Raw genomic sequence first — 17114 nt, 5'->3', positions numbered from 1 at the left:
CGACGACGGAGAGACCGAATGTCTGACTACCAATTCATCGACCACAACTACGACGTCGTCGTCGTGGGCGCCGGCGGGGCAGGCTTGCGCGCCACGCTGGGCATGGCGGAACAGGGCCTGCGCACGGCCTGCGTGACGAAGGTGTTCCCGACCCGCTCGCACACCGTGGCGGCGCAGGGGGGCATCGCTGCCTCGCTCGGCAACATGGGGCCGGACAGCTGGCAGTGGCACATGTACGACACCGTGAAGGGGTCTGACTGGCTGGGCGACTCGGACGCGATGGAATACCTCGCCCGTGAAGCGCCCAAGGCCGTTTACGAGCTTGAGCACTACGGCGTGCCCTTTTCCCGCACGGAAGAGGGCAAAATCTACCAGCGGCCCTTCGGCGGGCACACGACCGAATACGGCGAAGGCCCCCCGGTGCAGCGCACCTGTGCCGCCGCCGACCGGACCGGCCACGCGATCCTGCACACGCTGTATGGCCAAAGCCTGAAGAACAACGCGGAATTCTTCATCGAATATTTCGCGATCGACCTGATCATGTCCGAAGACGGCGTCTGCCAGGGCCTGCTGGCCTGGAAGCTGGACGACGGCACGATCCACCGTTTCAACGCCAAGATGGTGGTGCTGGCGACGGGCGGCTATGGCCGCGCCTATTTCAGCGCCACCTCGGCCCATACCTGCACCGGTGACGGTGGCGGCATGGTCGCGCGCCAGAACCTGCCCCTGCAGGACATGGAGTTCGTGCAGTTCCACCCCACCGGCATCTATGGCGCGGGTTGCCTGATCACCGAGGGCGCGCGGGGCGAGGGCGGCTACCTGACCAACTCGGAAGGCGAGCGTTTCATGGAGCGCTACGCCCCCACCTACAAGGACCTGGCCAGCCGGGACGTGGTCAGCCGCTGCATGACGATCGAGATCCGCGAAGGCCGCGGCGTCGGCGCGGATGGCGATCACATCCACCTGCACCTCGACCACCTGCCGAAAGAGGCGCTGCAGCTGCGTCTGCCCGGTATTTCCGAGTCGGCCCGCATCTTCGCGGGTGTGGACGTCACGAAGGAACCGATCCCGGTTCTGCCGACTGTCCACTACAACATGGGCGGCGTACCGACCAACTACTGGGGTGAGGTGCTGAACCCCACAGCCGACGATCATGACGCGATCCAGCCCGGCCTGATGGCCGTGGGCGAGGCGGGCTGCGCCAGCGTGCACGGGGCGAACCGCCTCGGCTCGAACTCGCTGATCGACCTGGTGGTGTTCGGCCGGGCCGCGGCGATCCGCGCGGGCAAGATCATCGATCCTGAATCCCCGAACGCCCCGCTGAACCAGAAGTCCGTCGATCAGGCCATGGCGCGCTTTGACAAGCTGCGCCACGCCTCCGGCTCCACCGACACGGCGGAACTGCGGCTGACCATGCAGAAGACGATGCAGGCGGACGCGGCGGTGTTCCGCACCTCCAAGACCCTGAAAGAGGGCGCGGAGAAGATGGAGAAGGTCGCCGCGGGGATGGAGGACATCCGCGTTCACGACCGCTCGCTGATCTGGAACACCGACCTGATGGAAACGCTGGAACTGGCCAACCTGATGCCGAACGCCCTGACCACCGTGGTCAGCGCCGAGGCACGTCAGGAAAGCCGTGGCGCCCACGCGCACGAGGATTTCCCCGATCGCGACGACGCGAAATGGCGCGTGCACACGCTGGCGCGTATGGATGGCGAGACTAAGGTCAAGCTGAGCTATCGCAGCGTCCATACCGAGCCGCTGACAAGCGAAAGCGAAGGTGGCATCGACCAGAAGAAGATCGCGCCCAAGGCGCGGGTGTATTGAGCCCCCCATGGGCGGGTTGAAGACATCCTTCATCAACCGCGCGCAGGAAATCCTGCGCCGGTCGCCTGTGGACCGGGTCCTGGCCAGCGCGCCGGGCCCGGGCATCTGCCGGATGAAGGCCGTCGACGGGTCCGCCCATGACTGCGCGCAGAGCCTTCGGAGCGATGTGGCAAAACTTACGGCGTTTCCCCATGCGGGCGCTTATCTGTACCAGGCGGGCATCGGCCCCCGTGGCATCGATAGCGCCGCGCGTCGGAAGACGCCGTTGCAATGTGGCGCGATCCATGCGGTGATCGCGCGCCCGCCGCCCCCGCCAGAGGGGGCGATGCCGAAGACACTGAAACCAACGCGATGCGCCCTGCCATCAGCGCCTGAATAGAGAAGGACATTCCAATGCTCAGACCGATCCTTGCCGCCCTGGCCCTGCCTCTCGGCCTTGCCGCATGTGACATGCCCGCCGAAAGCGGCAGCACGACCGGCGGCGCGACGGCGACGACCTCTGCCCAGACCTCGGCCAGCGCGGATGTGGCGATGCCCGCCGGACTGACCTCGGAAGAGCGGTTCCTGTGGTCCACGCTGACGCCCGCCGCGAAGGCGCAGGCGGTGACCTATATCGAAAACGGCGGCACACTCACCCAGTTCATGGCGCTCTGAGCAGCGCCGCAGAAGGAGGATACCGATGAAAACCGGCGCGATCATCCTTACAGCCAGCGCGGCGCTCGTGGCCGCATGCGGCCCGGTGGCGGAAACACAGACCTTCAAGTCGCAGCAGGAACAGGCCTGCTACGAGCGGGTCAGCGCCGAGTTGCCCGAGGGGCGAGAGTTGCGCCGCGACAGCGCCGGGGTCTTCGTCGAAGTCGCAACGGTCGACCGGTTCATGCGGGATATCGACGATTCCGAGGCGTTCAACGCCTGCATGGCGGCAAACCGCCCGGCGGGCAGCGGCGGCGATATCCCGACCATCACCTTCACCGCTGAAGAACTGGCGATCTGGCGGGGCCTGACAGACGCCGCCCGCAAGGATGCCCTGGAGTTCATCCGCAACGGCGGCACGCTCAAGGAATTCGTGGCGCAGTAAGGGGCCAGCCCCTTACGCCTCACAGACGCAAAAGAGAGACTGACATGGTAGAACTTACCCTTCCCAAGAACTCCCGCATCACGGTGGGCAAGACGTGGCCCAAGCCTGAAGGGGCGACGCGGCTGAAGACCTTCAAGATCTACCGTTACGACCCGGACGCCGGGGCGAACCCGCGTGTGGACACCTATTTCGTCGATCTCGATACCTGCGGGCCGATGATGCTGGACGCACTGATCAAGATCAAAAGCGAGATCGATCCGACGCTGACGTTCCGCCGCTCGTGCCGGGAAGGGATCTGCGGTTCCTGTGCGATGAACATCGGCGGGATCAACACGCTGGCCTGTATCTACGGCATCGACGAGGTGTCGGGCGATGTCGCGATCTACCCGCTGCCGCATATGCCGGTCATCAAGGACCTGGTGCCGGACCTGACGCATTTCTATGCGCAGCACGCCTCCATCATGCCGTGGCTGGAAACGAAGACGAACCGCCCTGCGACGGAGTGGCGCCAGTCGATCGAGGATCGCAAGAAGCTCGACGGGCTGTATGAATGCGTGATGTGCGCCTCCTGCTCCACTGCCTGCCCAAGCTACTGGTGGAACGGCGACCGCTACCTTGGCCCGGCGGCGCTGCTGCATGCCTATCGGTGGATCATCGACAGCCGTGACGAGGCGACGGGTGAGCGGCTGGACCAGCTTGAAGACCCGTTCAAGCTGTACCGCTGCCACACGATCATGAACTGCACCAAGACCTGCCCCAAGGGCCTGAACCCGGCGAAATCCATTGCCGAGATCAAGAAGATGATGGTCGAACGCCGGGTCTGAACGCCGCTCTGCCTTGGCGCCGCCCGCAACAGGACCCTAGCGCGGGCGGCCGCCCTTGACCGGCCGCCCGCGATCCCTCACACCGGGGGCGCAATTCCTGACAGGCCGGACGCTGTGCCATGCTCGACTACCGCGGATTCTGCTACCTCGACGTTGAGAAGACCGGGTCCACCTTCGTCCGGGGCTTTCTGACCGCGCACGCCCACGGCGAGCCGCTGGATGACACCAAGCACCGCGTCCCGCGCTGGGCCTTTCGGCGGCGCAAGTTCTATTTCGCCTCGGCGCGGGACCCGTTCGACGCCTATGCTTCGCTCTACTCCTTCGGTTGTGACGGAAAAGGCGCGCTGCGATCGCACCTGTGGCGCAGCGAGGCCGAAATCCTGGCGGCCTATGACTACACTGAAGCCGGGTTCCACCACTGGCTCGAGGCGATGCTGTCGCCGGAGCGTAGGGCGCTGTTGCCCCCCTCAACCCTGCCGTTCCAGAACCCGCATATCGGGCTGATGGGGACCCGTTTCCTGCGTCAGACCCTGCCGCTGGCGCGCTGGATCATACCGCGCGCAAAAAGCGCGGAGGAGCTGCGCCGCGCCTATGCGCGCCTCGGCCTGCCGCGCGCGGTGCTGCGGCAGGAACAGCTGAACGCGGATCTCGCCGCACTTGTGAGCGGGCCGCTCGCGCGTTTCATGCGCGACCCCCACGCCGCCGCCGAGGCCCTCCGCACGGCTGCGGACGCGGGCCCCGCCGTCAACGCCTCGGACCGGTCGCTGGTGCTTGATCCGGGGCGGATGCCGTCAGGTCTGGCGCAACGGTTGCGGGATGTGGAGTGGTTCCATTACGACGTTCTGGGCTACCCGCCCGTGGCCTGAGAGGGACGCGCGGTCTTCATAGGATATCCGAACCGCTCGAAATCCTCGGCGTAGACATCGTTGCAAAAGCTGATGTGGCGCGGATCGTCCTGCAGCCGGGCGGCGTGTTCGCGTTTCGCCGGTCCACGATCCAGCGCGTGGGGAATGTCGCTGACCGGGATGCCGAGCGTCGGCAGGACGGCGCGCAGGTCCTCCTCGTAGGTTTCGAAGCGGATCAGGCTGAGTTGCCCTTCGGGAATGCCCTCGACGAAGCTCGACTGGGTGCCGAGGCCGATGTCATGGTTATAACCGGGCATGAAGGCGGGCACGAAGGCGTGGAAATCCGATAGCCGCCGCTGCGGGTACACCTGGCCGAACAGGAAGTTGGTCCCCTTGATGGCGCCATTGTCGCTTGAGAAGAACTCGCGATAGACGCTGAGGCTCCAGGAATAGGGGTCCCGGACCACGGTCAGGAAGCGCCAGTCGGACAGGTCCGGCTTCAGGGACTCGGGAAAGCCGGCGAGCTTGGCGGAAAATTTCGCGTGTTGATTGCCCTTGTAGTGCCAGGTGCCCTGGAAACCGTTGCCGCTGCTGCGCGGGTGACTGCTGCGAAAGTCACGGGTCGTGTAGGGCGCAAGGATCTGCGTCAGGGATGTCCCGCCGGTCTTGTAGATGTGGATGAATACTACCTTCAGGCCGGGCAGGATCATCATGGCGATTTACCCCTGAAAACGTTTACCTGTAGCGTGCAATGGGCTCATTATGTCAGGTGGCGAGCTGTTTGAACAGTCGGCTCAGGCGGCGATCCTCTGTCCCGCAGCAAGGGCCGCGATATCCTCCATGATCCGGTTCAAGTCGAAATCCTTGGGCGTATAGACCCGCGCAATACCCGCAGCGCGAAGGCGCGCGGCGTCCTCGTCGGGAATGATGCCGCCGACGATCACCGGAAGGTCGCTCCGCCCGAGCGTGTGCAACCGCGCCAGCACCTCCTCCACCAAGGGCATGTGCGAGCCGGACAGGACGGACAGGCCGAGCACGTGCACGCCCTCGTCCAGCGCCTCGCGCACGATGGCTTCGGGGGTGACGCGGATCCCTTCGTAGAAGACCTTGATGCCGCAATCTCGCGCGCGCACGGCGATCTGTTCCGCGCCGTTGGAATGCCCGTCGAGCCCCGGCTTGCCGATCAGCAGGCGGATCGGCGCCCCCAGCCGTTCGGCATGGGCGGCGATGATGGCGCGGATATCCTCCAGCCCCTCGGTCGCGTTCGAGGGGGCGGTGCTGACCCCGGTGGGGGCGCGATACTCGCCGAAAGCCGCCCGCATCGCGGCGCCCCATTCGCCGGTGGTCACCCCGGCCTTCGCCGCGGCGATGGAGGCGGGCAGGATGTTGTGCCCCTGCGCCGCCGCGTCCCGCAGGCCCGCCAGCGCCGCCTTGACGGCGGCCGGGTCGCGCCCTTCGCGCCAGGCGTTGAGGGCGGCGACCTGTTCCGCCTCGACACCGGGATCGACGGTCAGGATACCGGAAACGCCGGAGGTCAGCGGGCTTTGCTCACCCCCGGTGTAGCGGTTGACCCCGACGACGACGGTCTCTCCCTGCTCGATGCGTTGCAGGCGGGCGGCGTTCGCGGTGACGAGTTGTGTCTTCATGTACTCGATGGCGGCCACGGCCCCGCCCATGACCTCGATCTGGGCCAGCTCCTCGCGCGCGGCGGCTTTCAGGGCCTCGACCTTTGCATCGACGACGGGGTTGCCGTCGAACAGGTCGTCATACTCCAGCAGGTCGCTTTCCAGCGCCAGGATCTGCTGCATCCTCAGTGACCATTGCTGGTCCCAGGGGCGGGGCAGGCCGAGCGCCTCGTTCCAGGCGGGCAGCTGGACGGCGCGGGCGCGCGCCTTTTTCGACAGGGTGACGGCCAGCATCTCGATCAGGATGCGGTGAACGTTGTTTTCCGGCTGCTGCTCGGTCAGCCCGAGCGAGTTCACCTGCACGCCATAGCGGAAACGGCGGTACTTCGGGTCGTCCACGCCGTAGCGCTCGGCGCAGATCTCGTCCCACAGGTCCACGAAGGCGCGCATCTTGCACATCTCCGTCACGAAGCGGATCCCGGCGTTCACGAAGAACGAGATTCGGCCCACGAGCTGCGGGAAGTCCGCGCGTGGCACCTGGTCCCGCACCTGGTCCAGCACCGCCTGCGCGGTGGCCAGGGCGTAGGCCAGTTCCTGTTCGGGCGTCGCCCCCGCTTCCTGCAGGTGGTAGGAGCAGACGTTCATCGGGTTCCACTTCGGCACGTGGGTGTAGCAGTATTCCGCCACGTCGCCGATCAGCCTGAGCGAGGGTTCGGGCGGGAAGATATACGTTCCCCGGCTGAGGTATTCCTTGATGATGTCGTTCTGCACCGTCCCCTGAAGCTCGGCGATATCCGCGCCCTGTTCCTCGGCCACGGCGATATAAAGCGCCAACAGCCATGGCGCGGTCGCGTTGATCGTCATGGAGGTGTTCATCCGCTCCAGCGGGATCGCGTCGAACAGCGTGCGCATGTCCCCGAGGTGGCTGATCGGTACGCCGACCTTGCCCACCTCGCCCCGGGCGAGGATGTGATCGCTGTCATAGCCCGTCTGCGTCGGCAGATCGAACGCCACCGAAAGCCCCGTCTGCCCCTTCTCCAGGTTGCCGCGATACAGCGCGTTGGATGCCGCGGCGGTGGAATGACCGGCATAGGTGCGAAAGATCCAGGGGCGGTCCTTGGTCTGGGACATGGCGGAAACTCCTATTGCGGCGCAGCACGGGCGTGCTGCATTGCAAGGAAAAATAACCGCAAAAGAATATTACGCAAGGGGCAAAAAAGGCAGAACAAAATTACGCACCGATTCGTGGGCGGTGCCATCCACGCGCCGCGGCGTTCCGCCTAGCTCAGCTCTGTTCGTAGAGCGTGACCACCTCGTCCAGCCGGGCCAGCATCGGGTCGGCCTGCGTCGCGATCGCGGTCAGATCGAAACCGCTGGCGAACCCGGCCTGCGCCACCGTGCGGATCGCCCGGCCATAGGCGGCCCAGATCTCCTCCGCCTCCAGCAACTTCGCGCGGACATTCCCGGGCGCCGGGGGGAGGGAGACCGCAGGCAGCCCTTCGATCAGCGCGCCGAGGCTCGCCTCGAACAGGGCGGCCGTCTTTTCCAGCGTGGAGCGCGTTTTCTCCGCCTCGACGCCGAGGGCGAGCAGCGCGGCGTCTTTCGCCATCTGCTGGCTTAGCATCCGCTGACGCCCGGCGATACTGAGTGAGACCGCCACCCCCAGTTCGATGTCCTTGTGCGCGTATTCGGAAACCAGCGCCGTGACCGTCGCGTCACAACGCTCCAGCGCCTTCAGGTTCAGTTGCGCGATCATGGCGATATCCGTGTCCGAAACGCGTCCCGCGGCCTCGATCGCATCAAGGATTGGGCTGAAGATGGTCCAGACCTCCTCCACCGCGGCGATGCTTTCCAGGACGGCCGGGTTTCCCTCCACCGGTAGGCCCAGTTCCGCGTCGCCCGATTTCAGGCCGCGAAGGGTGCGCGAGAACAGGCCGGCGCTCGTAACCATCATGCGGAAATGCCGCGCCGCATCGACATCGACAGCCGCGAAAAGCGCGCCACGGGTCATGCGCTGGGTCAGCATCGCCTGGCCCCCGGCCAGGTTGATCTTGCGCCGCGCATCGGCATCGGCCGCGCGGGCCAGCGCGGGCAGGGGGGCCAGCAGGGCGAACGGCATGGCGGCGACGAGTTTCAGCGCGGCGCGGCGGCGCAAGGGGGTGAAACCGGGCATTCGGGGGGATCCTCCGCGGAGTCTCTGGGGATTTGCTTCGGCGAGTACGTCGCGGAATGTTCAACGATTTCGGACCACGAACACAGTCCCCGGTACGATCATGGTCCGACAGTTTCACGATGCAAACGGCAAAATTGTGGTGAGGCACGGGCCGGCGGCCTTCCGCAGCCGACGCCGTGGTCCGGGGGCGGAATTGTGCGCCGCAAAAATTACCCCTTGAATCCTGCGCGCAATAATATTACGCCAGTAATGCACAATATGAACGATTATGGCGTACCCGTGACTGCCTGATTCGAGGACCCGATGATGCTGGATACCGACACGACAGAGATGACCCACGGCCAGGACCTTTATCCCCTTGGCGTTTTGCCCCCGCTCGGCCATGTGCCCGCGCAGATGCACGCCTGGGCGATCCGGCGCGAGCGTCATGGAGAGCCCGACCAGGCTTTCCAGCTTGAAGTCGTCGATACGCCCAAGCCCGACAGCAACGAGGTGCTGGTCCTCGTCATGGCGGCGGGCGTCAACTACAACGGCGTCTGGGCGGGGCTCGGGGTGCCGATCAGCCCCTTCGATGTTCACAAGGCGCCCTACCATATCGCCGGGTCCGACGCCTCTGGCATCGTCTGGGCGGTCGGGGACAAGGTCAGCCGCTGGAAGGTCGGCGACGAGGTGGTCATCCACTGCAACCAGGACGATGGCGACGATGAGCACTGCAACGGCGGCGATCCGATGTTCAGCCCCTCGCAGCGGATCTGGGGCTACGAGACGCCCGACGGCTCCTTCGCGCAGTTCACCTGCGTCCAGTCCCAGCAGCTGATGCCCCGCCCGCGGCATCTGACCTGGGAGGAAAGTGCGTGCTACACGCTGACCCTGGCAACCGCCTACCGCATGCTGTTCGGCCACGCCCCGCATGAGCTGCGCCCCGGCCAGAACGTGCTGATCTGGGGCGCGTCCGGGGGCCTCGGCTCCTACGCGATCCAGCTTGCGGCAACGGCGGGGGCGAACGCCATCGCCGTGATCTCGGACGAGGAGAAGCGCGACTTCGTCACCTCGCTCGGCGCGAAGGGGGTGATCAACCGCAAGGATTTCAACTGCTGGGGCCAGATGCCCAAGGTGAACAGCCCCGAATACAAGGCCTGGTTCGCCGAGGTGCGCAAATTCGGCAAGGCGATCTGGGACATCACCGGCAAGGGTGTGAACGTCGACATGGTGTTTGAGCATCCGGGCGAGGCGACGTTCCCCGTCTCGACCTTCGTGGTCAAGAAGGGCGGCATGGTCGTCATCTGCGCCGGCACAACGGGCTACAACCTGACGCTGGATGCTCGCTACCTGTGGATGCACCAGAAGCGCGTTCAGGGCAGTCATTTCGCCAACCTCATGCAGGCGTCGGCGGCGAACAAGCTGATGGTCGAGCGCCGCCTCGATCCCTGCATGTCCGAGGTCTTCCCCTGGGCGGAGATCCCGGCCGCACACATGAAGATGCTGCGCAATGAGCACAAGCCCGGCAACATGGCCGTGCTGGTCGGCGCGCCGACCACTGGTTTGCGCACAGTTGACGACGCGAGAGAGCTTGCGCCGGGCAATCAGCCGGACTAACGCTTGGGATGACAGGCCAGTGAAGCGGGGCGCCCGAGTCGCGCCCCGAATCACCCCCGCAGGCCAGTTCCGCACCCTCAATCCTTGAAAATCAATCACTTGCAGAATCCGCCCCCACCATATCGGGGGTGGCGGAAAACGTAGGTTTCCAAAAGGTCAATACTCGTGCTAAGGTTGTATTAACCTGTCGTTAACCACTTTTACCGAGAGTGATGATGTCGCAAGAATGGATGCTGGATATTCTGTCTGATCTGCGCTGCGTCGCAGAAAAGAACGCCATGCTGGACCTGACTGAGCATCTTGATGATGCCTTGCTCATCGCCGCACGGGAAATCCACGCCGCCGAGGCTTGCCTGACTGGTGTGGGTGATAACGATGACATGGGTGAAGGACTTCCTGGAGCGGCTCGATTCAACGACATCTCTTGATGGCGTTCAGAACCTTGTCGTCGAATTGCGCAACCGGCTGGGTGTCGAACACGCGATCTATCATATCGTTGGCGGGACAGGGCGCGAATACGGCGCGCTGACGTATGACCCGGACTGGGTACAGCACTATATCGACAGCCAGTACTTCCGCATCGATCCCGTCGTGAACGCGGCGTTTCATTCTCACCGGCCCATCGACTGGAAGACGCTGAACTGGCGGCAGCCCGCCGCGCGCCGCCTGATCCGGGAAGCCGTTGACGAAGGGGTGGGCAAACAGGGCTACACCGTTCCGATCCGTGGCGTGGACGGGCAGTTCGCGCTGTTCTCGGTGACCAGTTATGACAGCGAAAGCGCCTGGGACCGGTTCGGGGCCGAGCATCTGCACCACCTGGTCCTCTGCGGTCACTACATCCACCAGCGCGCCGCGGAAATCATGGCCCCCGATCCCGCGCACCGTGCGGCTGACCTGAGCGCGCGGGAAAGGGATGTGCTGACATTGCTGTCCCTTGGTCATTCGCGCGGCGAAGCGGCCCAGCGGCTGCGCATTTCCGAGCATACGTTCCGCGCCTATCTCGACACCGCGCGGCTGAAGCTGAATGCGGCCAACACGGTTCAGGCGGTGGCAAGCGCGGTGACGCGGGGCCTGATTCTGCCCTGAGGGGGGCGTTGCCTGAACCTTATGGCAGCGAACGCTCGGACAGGGTTAACCATGAAGGCGATACGCCGGACACTCCTTTTCGCAATCGGAGTGCCGGACATGATCCGCTACCTTTACGCCAACCAGCTTTCCCAGTACCCGCGGCTCGCGGAAACGATGTTCCGCGACCGGGCCAGCCAGTTCATCGACCGGCTGAAGTGGGACCTGCAAACCAGCGCCGAGGGCTGGGAGCTGGACGAATACGACCGCATGAACCCGCTCTACGTCATCCTGGAGGGGGCGGACGGGGCCCATGCCGCCTCCATGCGGTGCCTGCCGAGCATCGGGCGCACCATGGTGAATGACCACTTCCGCCACCTGAACCACGGGATCGCGATCCGCGCACCGTTCATCTGGGAATGCACCCGCTTCTGCATCGCCCCCGGCGCGTGCTCCGCGGCGGTGAACCGGGCGGGGGCGCTGATGCTGGCGGGGCAGGAACTGGGCTTGCGCTTCAAGCTGACACGCGCGCTCGGGGTGTACGATGCGAGTATGATCCGCATCTATCACAACATCGGCTGGGTGCCGGAATTCATCGGCGCGGAAGGCGAGGGACACGACAGGATCTGCCTCGGCCTGTGGGCATTTTCGCCCGAGTTGCGTGACAGGGTCGCAGAAAAGGCGGGCCTCGACCCGGCGATCGCCGCCGGCTGGTTCGATGCCGCGTTCCCCGAACGGCAATCGGTTGCGGTTGCCTGACAAACCGCTCTGGGCAGGGCTGACGGGGCAGGCTATGACAGGCGCATGGCGGAACCCCTTCAGCTTTCCAACGACCAGGCAGAAGCCTTCGATACCCTGACCGAGGTGCTCGCCTCCGCCGGGGTCGACCTGGTGGACGAAAGCGCAACACCGCGTGTTGAAGGCCTGCAAAGTACGCTGGCGGTGCTGGGCAAGGCGGGCTCGGGCAAGACCATGCTGCTGGCCCGCCTGACAGAGGCGCTCGCCGCCGCCGGGGTCGACCTGATCTCCGGCGACTGGGAGGGGCGGCGCCGGAAGGACCGGCGCACCGTCGCGATCCTTGCGCCGACCAACAAGGCGGCCAGCGTGTTGCGCCAGCGCGGCGTGCAGGCCACCACGATTCACCGCATCCTCTACACCCCCGTCTATGACCCGGAATACGAGAAGATCGCGATCTGGCTGGCCGAGGGCGGCCAGAAGCCCGAGGTCGAGGGCCTGACAGACGAGGCGCTGGAACGTGCCCGGACATTCTATGCCAACATCCCCTCGATACCCGGCGCGCTGGCGGCGGCGGGGTTGCGCGGTTCGGACTTCATCAGGGGCTGGTCCCGCCGTGAGGATCCGCTGGACATCGGCTTGATCGACGAGGCGTCGATGCTGGACGACAAGCAGTTCAACGACCTGAAGGAAATCTTCGGCACGCTGATCCTGTTCGGCGATCCCGCGCAGCTGGCCCCCGTGGGCCAGTCCGGCGCGATGTGCTTCGACAGCCTGCCCGAAAAGCGCCGCCTGACGCTGGACCGGGTGCATAGGCAGGCGGCGGACAACCCGATCCTCGACCTTGCGCATATGCTCGGCGATGACAGCGTCGACTTTCACACCTTCGAGCGCGCGGTGGAGGCGGCGGCGCGACGGGACGACCGCGTCCTCGTCACGCCCCGCGTCGATGCCGCGATGATGGCCCGCGCGCCGGTGCTAGTCTGGCGCAACGCCACGCGGATCCGGCTGATCAACGCCTTCCGCGCCGCCTATCACGCCCCCGAGGCCGAGTTGCTGCCGGGCGAGCCGCTGATCTGCGACGGGATTGAACTGCCGCTGAAGCACCGCAAGAAACGGCTGGACCTCGAGGCGCGCGGTCTGATCAAGGGCGCGCAGGTCGTCTTCCTTGGCGAGGGTCGGCGGCCCGGATTCTCGCGCCTGCATGTGGTGGGCGCTGAGGATCCGCAGGTGAACGCCGCGACCATCATCAAGATCGAGAAGCCGGACGAGGAAGAGCCCTTCATCCCCTCGGCCGCCACGATGGGGGCGACGTTTCTGCACGGCGCGGCCTGTACGATCCACAAGGCGCAAGGCTCTCAATGGCCCGAGGTGCAGGTCTTCGCGCCGGACCTCTACGCCGCCTCCCGCGCCGGGCGGATGGAGGCGGGGCTGCCGCTGTGGAAGCGGTTGGCCTATGTCGCGATCACCCGCGCCGAGGGGCGGCTGCGCTGGGTCACGCAGTACCGGCTTGGCCGGCCCGAAGACCCGCTGGGGATCGAGGACCTGCGCGCCACCCCGCCCGCGGAACTGACGCTGACCGCTGAATAACGCGGCGGCCGCGCGCACTGGGTTGTGATCCTGAGTCAGCGACAGGACGGCTCGCGCGTGGTAATCTTCCCCTGATGCAGCGCAGACGCATGACATTTCGAACCCTCGCGGTCCTGGCCGGGCTGCTGCCCCTTGCGGGCCCGCCCGCCCTGTCGCAATCCGGAGGCTCCGGTGTACCTGTCGACCTAGAACTGGCGCTTGCGGTGGACACCTCCCGCTCCATGGACCTGGACGAATTGCACTTGCAGCGCGAGGGATATGCCGCGGCGCTGGAACACCCGGCGGTGACCTCGGCACTGGTGATGGGGCGTCTTGGGCGGACGGCGCTGACCTACTACGAATGGGGCGGGCCAGGGAACATTCGCGTGATCGTGGACTGGACCCTGATCGAGTCGCCCGAAGATGCGCGCGCCGCCGCCAGGCGTTTGCGCGAAGCCCCGATCACCAACCTTCGCGGCACGTCCATTTCCGGCGCGATGGAACATGCGGCTGCCGAAATGGCGTTGAACGGTTTCGACGGCACGCGGAGGGTCGTGGATATCTCGGGCGATGGGCCAAACAACCGCGGCACCCCGGTCGCCGAGGCCCGCGACCGGCTGGCGGCGCTCGGGATCGAGGTGAACGGCCTTCCGTTCATGGTCAAGGACCCATATGGGTCTTACGCGATCCCCGATCTGGACTTCTATTACGAGGATTGCGTGATCACCGGCGAAAGCGCCTTCGTGATCCCGATCCAGGAAATGGACCGGTTGATCGGCAGCATCCGCCAGAAACTGGTGTTGGAGATTTCGGGCCTGGCGCCGCCGGCCCGCGCGCGCCTGCGCCGGGTTTCCACCACCGACTGCATGATCGGAGAGCGCCTGCGCCGGCGCTGGGACCAGGACTTGCCCTGAGCGCTCAGCGGCGCAGCAGGCGGAAGGCTTCCGAGGCGATATACCCCGCCGCCAGCGCCACGGCTATGGACAGAATCCCGTAAAGCAGCGCCTGTTCGTGGGCCATGGTGTAGATCCAGCGCTCGAACCCGTCCTTCTGGACGGTGATGGCGGTTTCGGTCGTGCCGACGACGGCGCGTTCGCGCACCAGGTACATCCGCGTGGTGTAGGAGCCTTCGACCAGGTTGGCCGGCAGCGCGACGGAGGTGGCGAACAGCGTATCCTCACGCAGGTTGATCGCGCTGTCGGCTTCCGTGTAGAGCCCGTTCTTCTGGCGAATCCGCACCACCGCCTCGGTGAAGCTTTCCGGGTCCTCGACATCGGCGCGTGCCCCAACGGTGCGGATCGCCTTGTCAAAGCCGATGCCGTGGCGCAGGCGCTCGGTCTCGGACAGGATCTTGGTCAGGGGGCCGGTGGTGGCGATGGCGTAATAGGCGGGCGCTTCGTCAACTGTCACGCTGTCGGTGTTCACCCAGATCCCCAGGACGCGTTCCTTGCGGCGGACGGTAACTTCCTGCCGGGGGCCCTGCACGGTGATGACCACATGCAGCGGCCCGATATCCTCGGGGATGGGGGCGGTGCGTTTGACGGCGCCGAAGATGAAGATCTCCGAGCCGTCGAAGTTCGCGGTGATCGACACCTTGTTCTGGCTGAGCGCGCCGACGACTTCCTCTGTCGCGGCAAAGGCGACAGGCGCGACGAAGGCCAGTAGGATCGCGAGAACCCGGATCAATGTCCCGCGCTCCCGATGCTGTAGAGTTCGGAGGGCTGCACGATCAGGTCGAACGCCAGCTTCCCGCAGACGCCGAGGACCATGATCGCCAGGAGGATGCGCAACTGCTCCGCCTTCAGGCGCACGCCGAGGCGCGCGCCGATCTGTGCCCCGATGACGCCGCCGATCAGCAGCAGCAGCGCGAGGACCGCGTCGACGGTGAAGTTCTGCGTCGCGTGCATCAGCGTGGTGAAGCCGGTCACGAAGATGATCTGGAACAGCGAGGTGCCCACGACCACCTTCGTCGGCATGCCGAGGATGTAGATCATCGCCGGCACCATGATAAAGCCGCCGCCCACGCCCATGATCGCGGCAAGGATGCCCACGGCCGCGCCGATCAGCAGCACGGGGATCGAGGAAATGTAAAGCTGGCTCTGGCGGAAGCGCATCTTGAACGGCAGGCCCTGTACCCAGGAATGGTGCTTGCGCGGCTTGACCGGCGCCCCTGGCTTGCGCGACCGGCGGATTGCGCCAAGGGATTCGACGAACATCAGCGCCCCGATGATCCCGAGGAACACGACGTAGCAAAGCTTGACCAGCAGATCGACCTGGCCCAGCTCGGTCAGGATGCGGAACACCTGCACCCCGATGGCCGAGCCTATGAGGCCGCCGACAAGCAGCACGGTGCCCATCTTCAGATCCACCGTCTTGCGCCTGAGATGTGCGAGCACGCCCGAGAAGGACGAGGCTACGATCTGATTCGCCTCGGTCGCCACGGCGACGGCAGGCGGGATGCCGATGAAGAACAGCAGCGGCGTCATCAGGAAGCCGCCCCCCACGCCGAACATGCCCGATAAGATACCAACCAGCCCCCCCAGGCCGAGAAGCAGGAACGCATTCACGGATACCTCGGCAATGGGCAGATATATTTGCATGTGGGAACGCCAGGTTGCAGGGGGTCTTTTCCCCTCCATAGCCCTAAGCCCACAGGCTTGACTAGGGGCAGGGCCAGCTTTTTAGCGGTATAAGGCCAGAAGTCGGGAAATTTTCCGCTCTCCGTACAATTGCGTGGCTTGCCCGGCGGGCCTCGATCAGCTGTAGCGCTCCGGTCCCACCGATTGGCTTTCGGAATACCGGTCCCCGGCGGCCCAGCCGACGGGCAGAAGCGACTCGATCCGCGCAAGGTCGTCGTCCGTCAGGTCCAGCGCCGCGCCCGCGGCAAGTTCTTCCAGGTGCTCGACAGAGCGGGTGCCGGGGATCGCGATCACATGCGGCCCCTGCGCCAGCACCCAGGCAATGGCGAGGGACGCGGCGGCGGTCTGCATTTCCGCCGCAAGGGCGCGGAAGGCGTCGGTCGCGGCAAGGTTTGCGGTGAGGTTCTCGCCGGTGAAACGCGGGTTCCCGGCCAGGAAACCGGAGTCGCCGATCGTTTCGGGCGTCGGGGGCGTATCGCTCAGCAGGCCACGCCCCACGGGTGAGAAGGCTACAAGCGCCGCACCCTGACGCGTGCATTCCTGCACCAGCCCCAGTTCGGGTGCGCGGGTTTGCAGCGAGTATTCCGATTGCACCGCCGCCACCGGGTGCACCGCCGCCGCGCGGCGCAGGGTGTGGGGTGCGATCTCGGAAAAGCCGAAGGCGCGGATCTTGCCGGCCTTGATGAAGCCGGCCAGCGTTTCCGTCACCGCCTCGATCTCGATCGCGGGGTTGCGGCGATGGACGTAGAACAGGTCCACGGCCTCGATCCCTAGGCGGCGCAGGCTGCCGTCGAGCTCGGCCTCAAGATGTGCAGCGGAATTGTTGAAGCACCGCGCGCCGGTATCCGGGTCACGGGTGATCGCGGCCTTGGTCGCGATCCTGAAGTGATCGCGCGCCTCCGCCCCGCGTGCGGCAAGGAAACTTCCGATCGTGCGCTCCGAATGGCCCATGCCGTAGACATTCGCCGTGTCAATGTGATCGATGCCCAGCCGCATCGCCGCATCCAGCACCGCGTGGGAGTTCTGCTCGTTCGTCGGGCCGTAGAAATCCGTGAAGGACATCGCCCCGATCCCCACGGCCGAGACGCGGGGGCCGTCTGACCCCAGTTGGCGCTGTTGCATTATGCTCTCCCGTTTC

Annotated in this window: 18 protein-coding genes; 12 read left to right on the top strand and 6 right to left on the bottom strand. The window is 65.6% G+C overall.

The window, feature by feature from the left end:
- The first annotated feature begins 18 nt into the window (after positions 1 to 18).
- The 6 genes from sdhA to DJ029_RS08210 all read left to right on the top strand — a co-directional run bounded on the left by sdhA (position 19) and on the right by DJ029_RS08210 (position 4595).
- On the top strand, positions 19 to 1827 hold the full coding sequence (sdhA, locus tag DJ029_RS08235; RefSeq protein ID WP_112321878.1) for a succinate dehydrogenase flavoprotein subunit: 1809 nt from the start codon (positions 19 to 21) through the stop codon (positions 1825 to 1827).
- 7 nt (positions 1828 to 1834) lie between these two features.
- Positions 1835 to 2206: a hypothetical protein gene (locus DJ029_RS08230; protein WP_112321876.1), complete on the top strand. Its 372-nt coding sequence runs from the start codon at positions 1835 to 1837 to the stop codon at positions 2204 to 2206.
- A gap of 14 nt (positions 2207 to 2220) precedes the next feature.
- Positions 2221 to 2481 carry a hypothetical protein gene (locus tag DJ029_RS08225; RefSeq protein WP_112321875.1) on the top strand — a complete coding sequence of 87 codons (261 nt, stop codon included), beginning with the start codon at positions 2221 to 2223 and terminating at the stop codon, positions 2479 to 2481.
- 25 nt (positions 2482 to 2506) lie between these two features.
- Positions 2507 to 2905, top strand: a complete 399-nt coding sequence (locus DJ029_RS08220; RefSeq protein ID WP_112321873.1) for a hypothetical protein — start codon at positions 2507 to 2509, stop codon at positions 2903 to 2905.
- 44 nt (positions 2906 to 2949) lie between these two features.
- On the top strand, positions 2950 to 3729 hold the full coding sequence (locus DJ029_RS08215; protein WP_112321872.1) for a succinate dehydrogenase iron-sulfur subunit: 780 nt from the start codon (positions 2950 to 2952) through the stop codon (positions 3727 to 3729).
- A 119-nt stretch (positions 3730 to 3848) separates the two neighbouring features.
- Positions 3849 to 4595: a hypothetical protein gene (locus DJ029_RS08210; RefSeq protein ID WP_112321870.1), complete on the top strand. Its 747-nt coding sequence runs from the start codon at positions 3849 to 3851 to the stop codon at positions 4593 to 4595.
- Here the strand turns inward: DJ029_RS08210 and DJ029_RS08205 are convergent.
- The 3 genes from DJ029_RS08205 to DJ029_RS08195 form a co-directional block, all read right to left on the bottom strand.
- The gene (locus DJ029_RS08205) at positions 4577 to 5287 is read right to left on the bottom strand and encodes a sulfotransferase family protein (protein ID WP_112321868.1); all 711 of its coding nucleotides are present in this window, start codon (positions 5285 to 5287) and stop codon (positions 4577 to 4579) included. The two genes, DJ029_RS08210 and DJ029_RS08205, sit on opposite strands and share 19 nt — an antisense overlap.
- Positions 5288 to 5368: 81 nt before the next feature.
- Positions 5369 to 7330 carry a protein meaA gene (locus DJ029_RS08200; RefSeq protein WP_112321867.1) on the bottom strand — a complete coding sequence of 654 codons (1962 nt, stop codon included), beginning with the start codon at positions 7328 to 7330 and terminating at the stop codon, positions 5369 to 5371.
- A gap of 154 nt (positions 7331 to 7484) precedes the next feature.
- On the bottom strand, positions 7485 to 8372 hold the full coding sequence (locus tag DJ029_RS08195; RefSeq protein ID WP_112321865.1) for a type IV pili methyl-accepting chemotaxis transducer N-terminal domain-containing protein: 888 nt from the start codon (positions 8370 to 8372) through the stop codon (positions 7485 to 7487).
- A gap of 303 nt (positions 8373 to 8675) precedes the next feature.
- On the opposite strand from DJ029_RS08195, the gene ccrA reads away from it, so the two are divergent.
- The 6 genes from ccrA to DJ029_RS08170 all read left to right on the top strand — a co-directional run bounded on the left by ccrA (position 8676) and on the right by DJ029_RS08170 (position 14251).
- Positions 8676 to 9968 carry a crotonyl-CoA carboxylase/reductase gene (ccrA, locus tag DJ029_RS08190; RefSeq protein ID WP_112321863.1) on the top strand — a complete coding sequence of 431 codons (1293 nt, stop codon included), beginning with the start codon at positions 8676 to 8678 and terminating at the stop codon, positions 9966 to 9968.
- Between the two features lie 212 nt (positions 9969 to 10180).
- Positions 10181 to 10396, top strand: a complete 216-nt coding sequence (locus DJ029_RS21690; RefSeq protein WP_198671085.1) for a hypothetical protein — start codon at positions 10181 to 10183, stop codon at positions 10394 to 10396.
- On the top strand, positions 10344 to 11054 hold the full coding sequence (locus DJ029_RS08185) for a helix-turn-helix transcriptional regulator (protein ID WP_112321861.1): 711 nt from the start codon (positions 10344 to 10346) through the stop codon (positions 11052 to 11054). The genes DJ029_RS21690 and DJ029_RS08185 overlap by 53 nt, the downstream gene beginning before the upstream one ends.
- 99 nt (positions 11055 to 11153) lie before the next feature.
- The gene (locus tag DJ029_RS08180; RefSeq protein ID WP_112322021.1) at positions 11154 to 11792 is read left to right on the top strand and encodes an acyl-homoserine-lactone synthase; all 639 of its coding nucleotides are present in this window, start codon (positions 11154 to 11156) and stop codon (positions 11790 to 11792) included.
- A gap of 45 nt (positions 11793 to 11837) precedes the next feature.
- Positions 11838 to 13358: an ATP-dependent DNA helicase gene (locus tag DJ029_RS08175; protein ID WP_112321860.1), complete on the top strand. Its 1521-nt coding sequence runs from the start codon at positions 11838 to 11840 to the stop codon at positions 13356 to 13358.
- 89 nt (positions 13359 to 13447) lie between these two features.
- Positions 13448 to 14251, top strand: coding sequence for a DUF1194 domain-containing protein (locus DJ029_RS08170; protein WP_112322020.1), 804 nt, complete (start codon positions 13448 to 13450; stop codon positions 14249 to 14251).
- 4 nt (positions 14252 to 14255) lie between these two features.
- Here DJ029_RS08170 and DJ029_RS08165 read toward each other — a convergent pair whose 3' ends face one another.
- The 3 genes from DJ029_RS08165 to DJ029_RS08155 all read right to left on the bottom strand — a co-directional run bounded on the left by DJ029_RS08165 (position 14256) and on the right by DJ029_RS08155 (position 17098).
- The gene (locus DJ029_RS08165; protein WP_112321858.1) at positions 14256 to 15023 is read right to left on the bottom strand and encodes a TIGR02186 family protein; all 768 of its coding nucleotides are present in this window, start codon (positions 15021 to 15023) and stop codon (positions 14256 to 14258) included.
- Positions 15020 to 15937, bottom strand: a complete 918-nt coding sequence (locus DJ029_RS08160; protein WP_112321856.1) for a sulfite exporter TauE/SafE family protein — start codon at positions 15935 to 15937, stop codon at positions 15020 to 15022. The genes DJ029_RS08165 and DJ029_RS08160 overlap by 4 nt, the downstream gene beginning before the upstream one ends.
- 156 nt (positions 15938 to 16093) lie before the next feature.
- Complete coding sequence (locus tag DJ029_RS08155) at positions 16094 to 17098, bottom strand: aldo/keto reductase (RefSeq protein WP_112321855.1); 1005 nt, start codon at positions 17096 to 17098, stop codon at positions 16094 to 16096.
- Positions 17099 to 17114 lie beyond the last annotated feature (16 nt).

Origin of the sequence: Oceanibium sediminis, assembly GCF_003265325.1 — a bacterium.
GTDB classification, from domain to species: Bacteria; Pseudomonadota; Alphaproteobacteria; order Rhodobacterales; family Rhodobacteraceae; genus Halovulum; species Halovulum sediminis.
The sequence above is the reverse complement of the archived record's forward strand: the minus strand, read 5'-3'. Positions and strand labels throughout refer to the sequence as shown.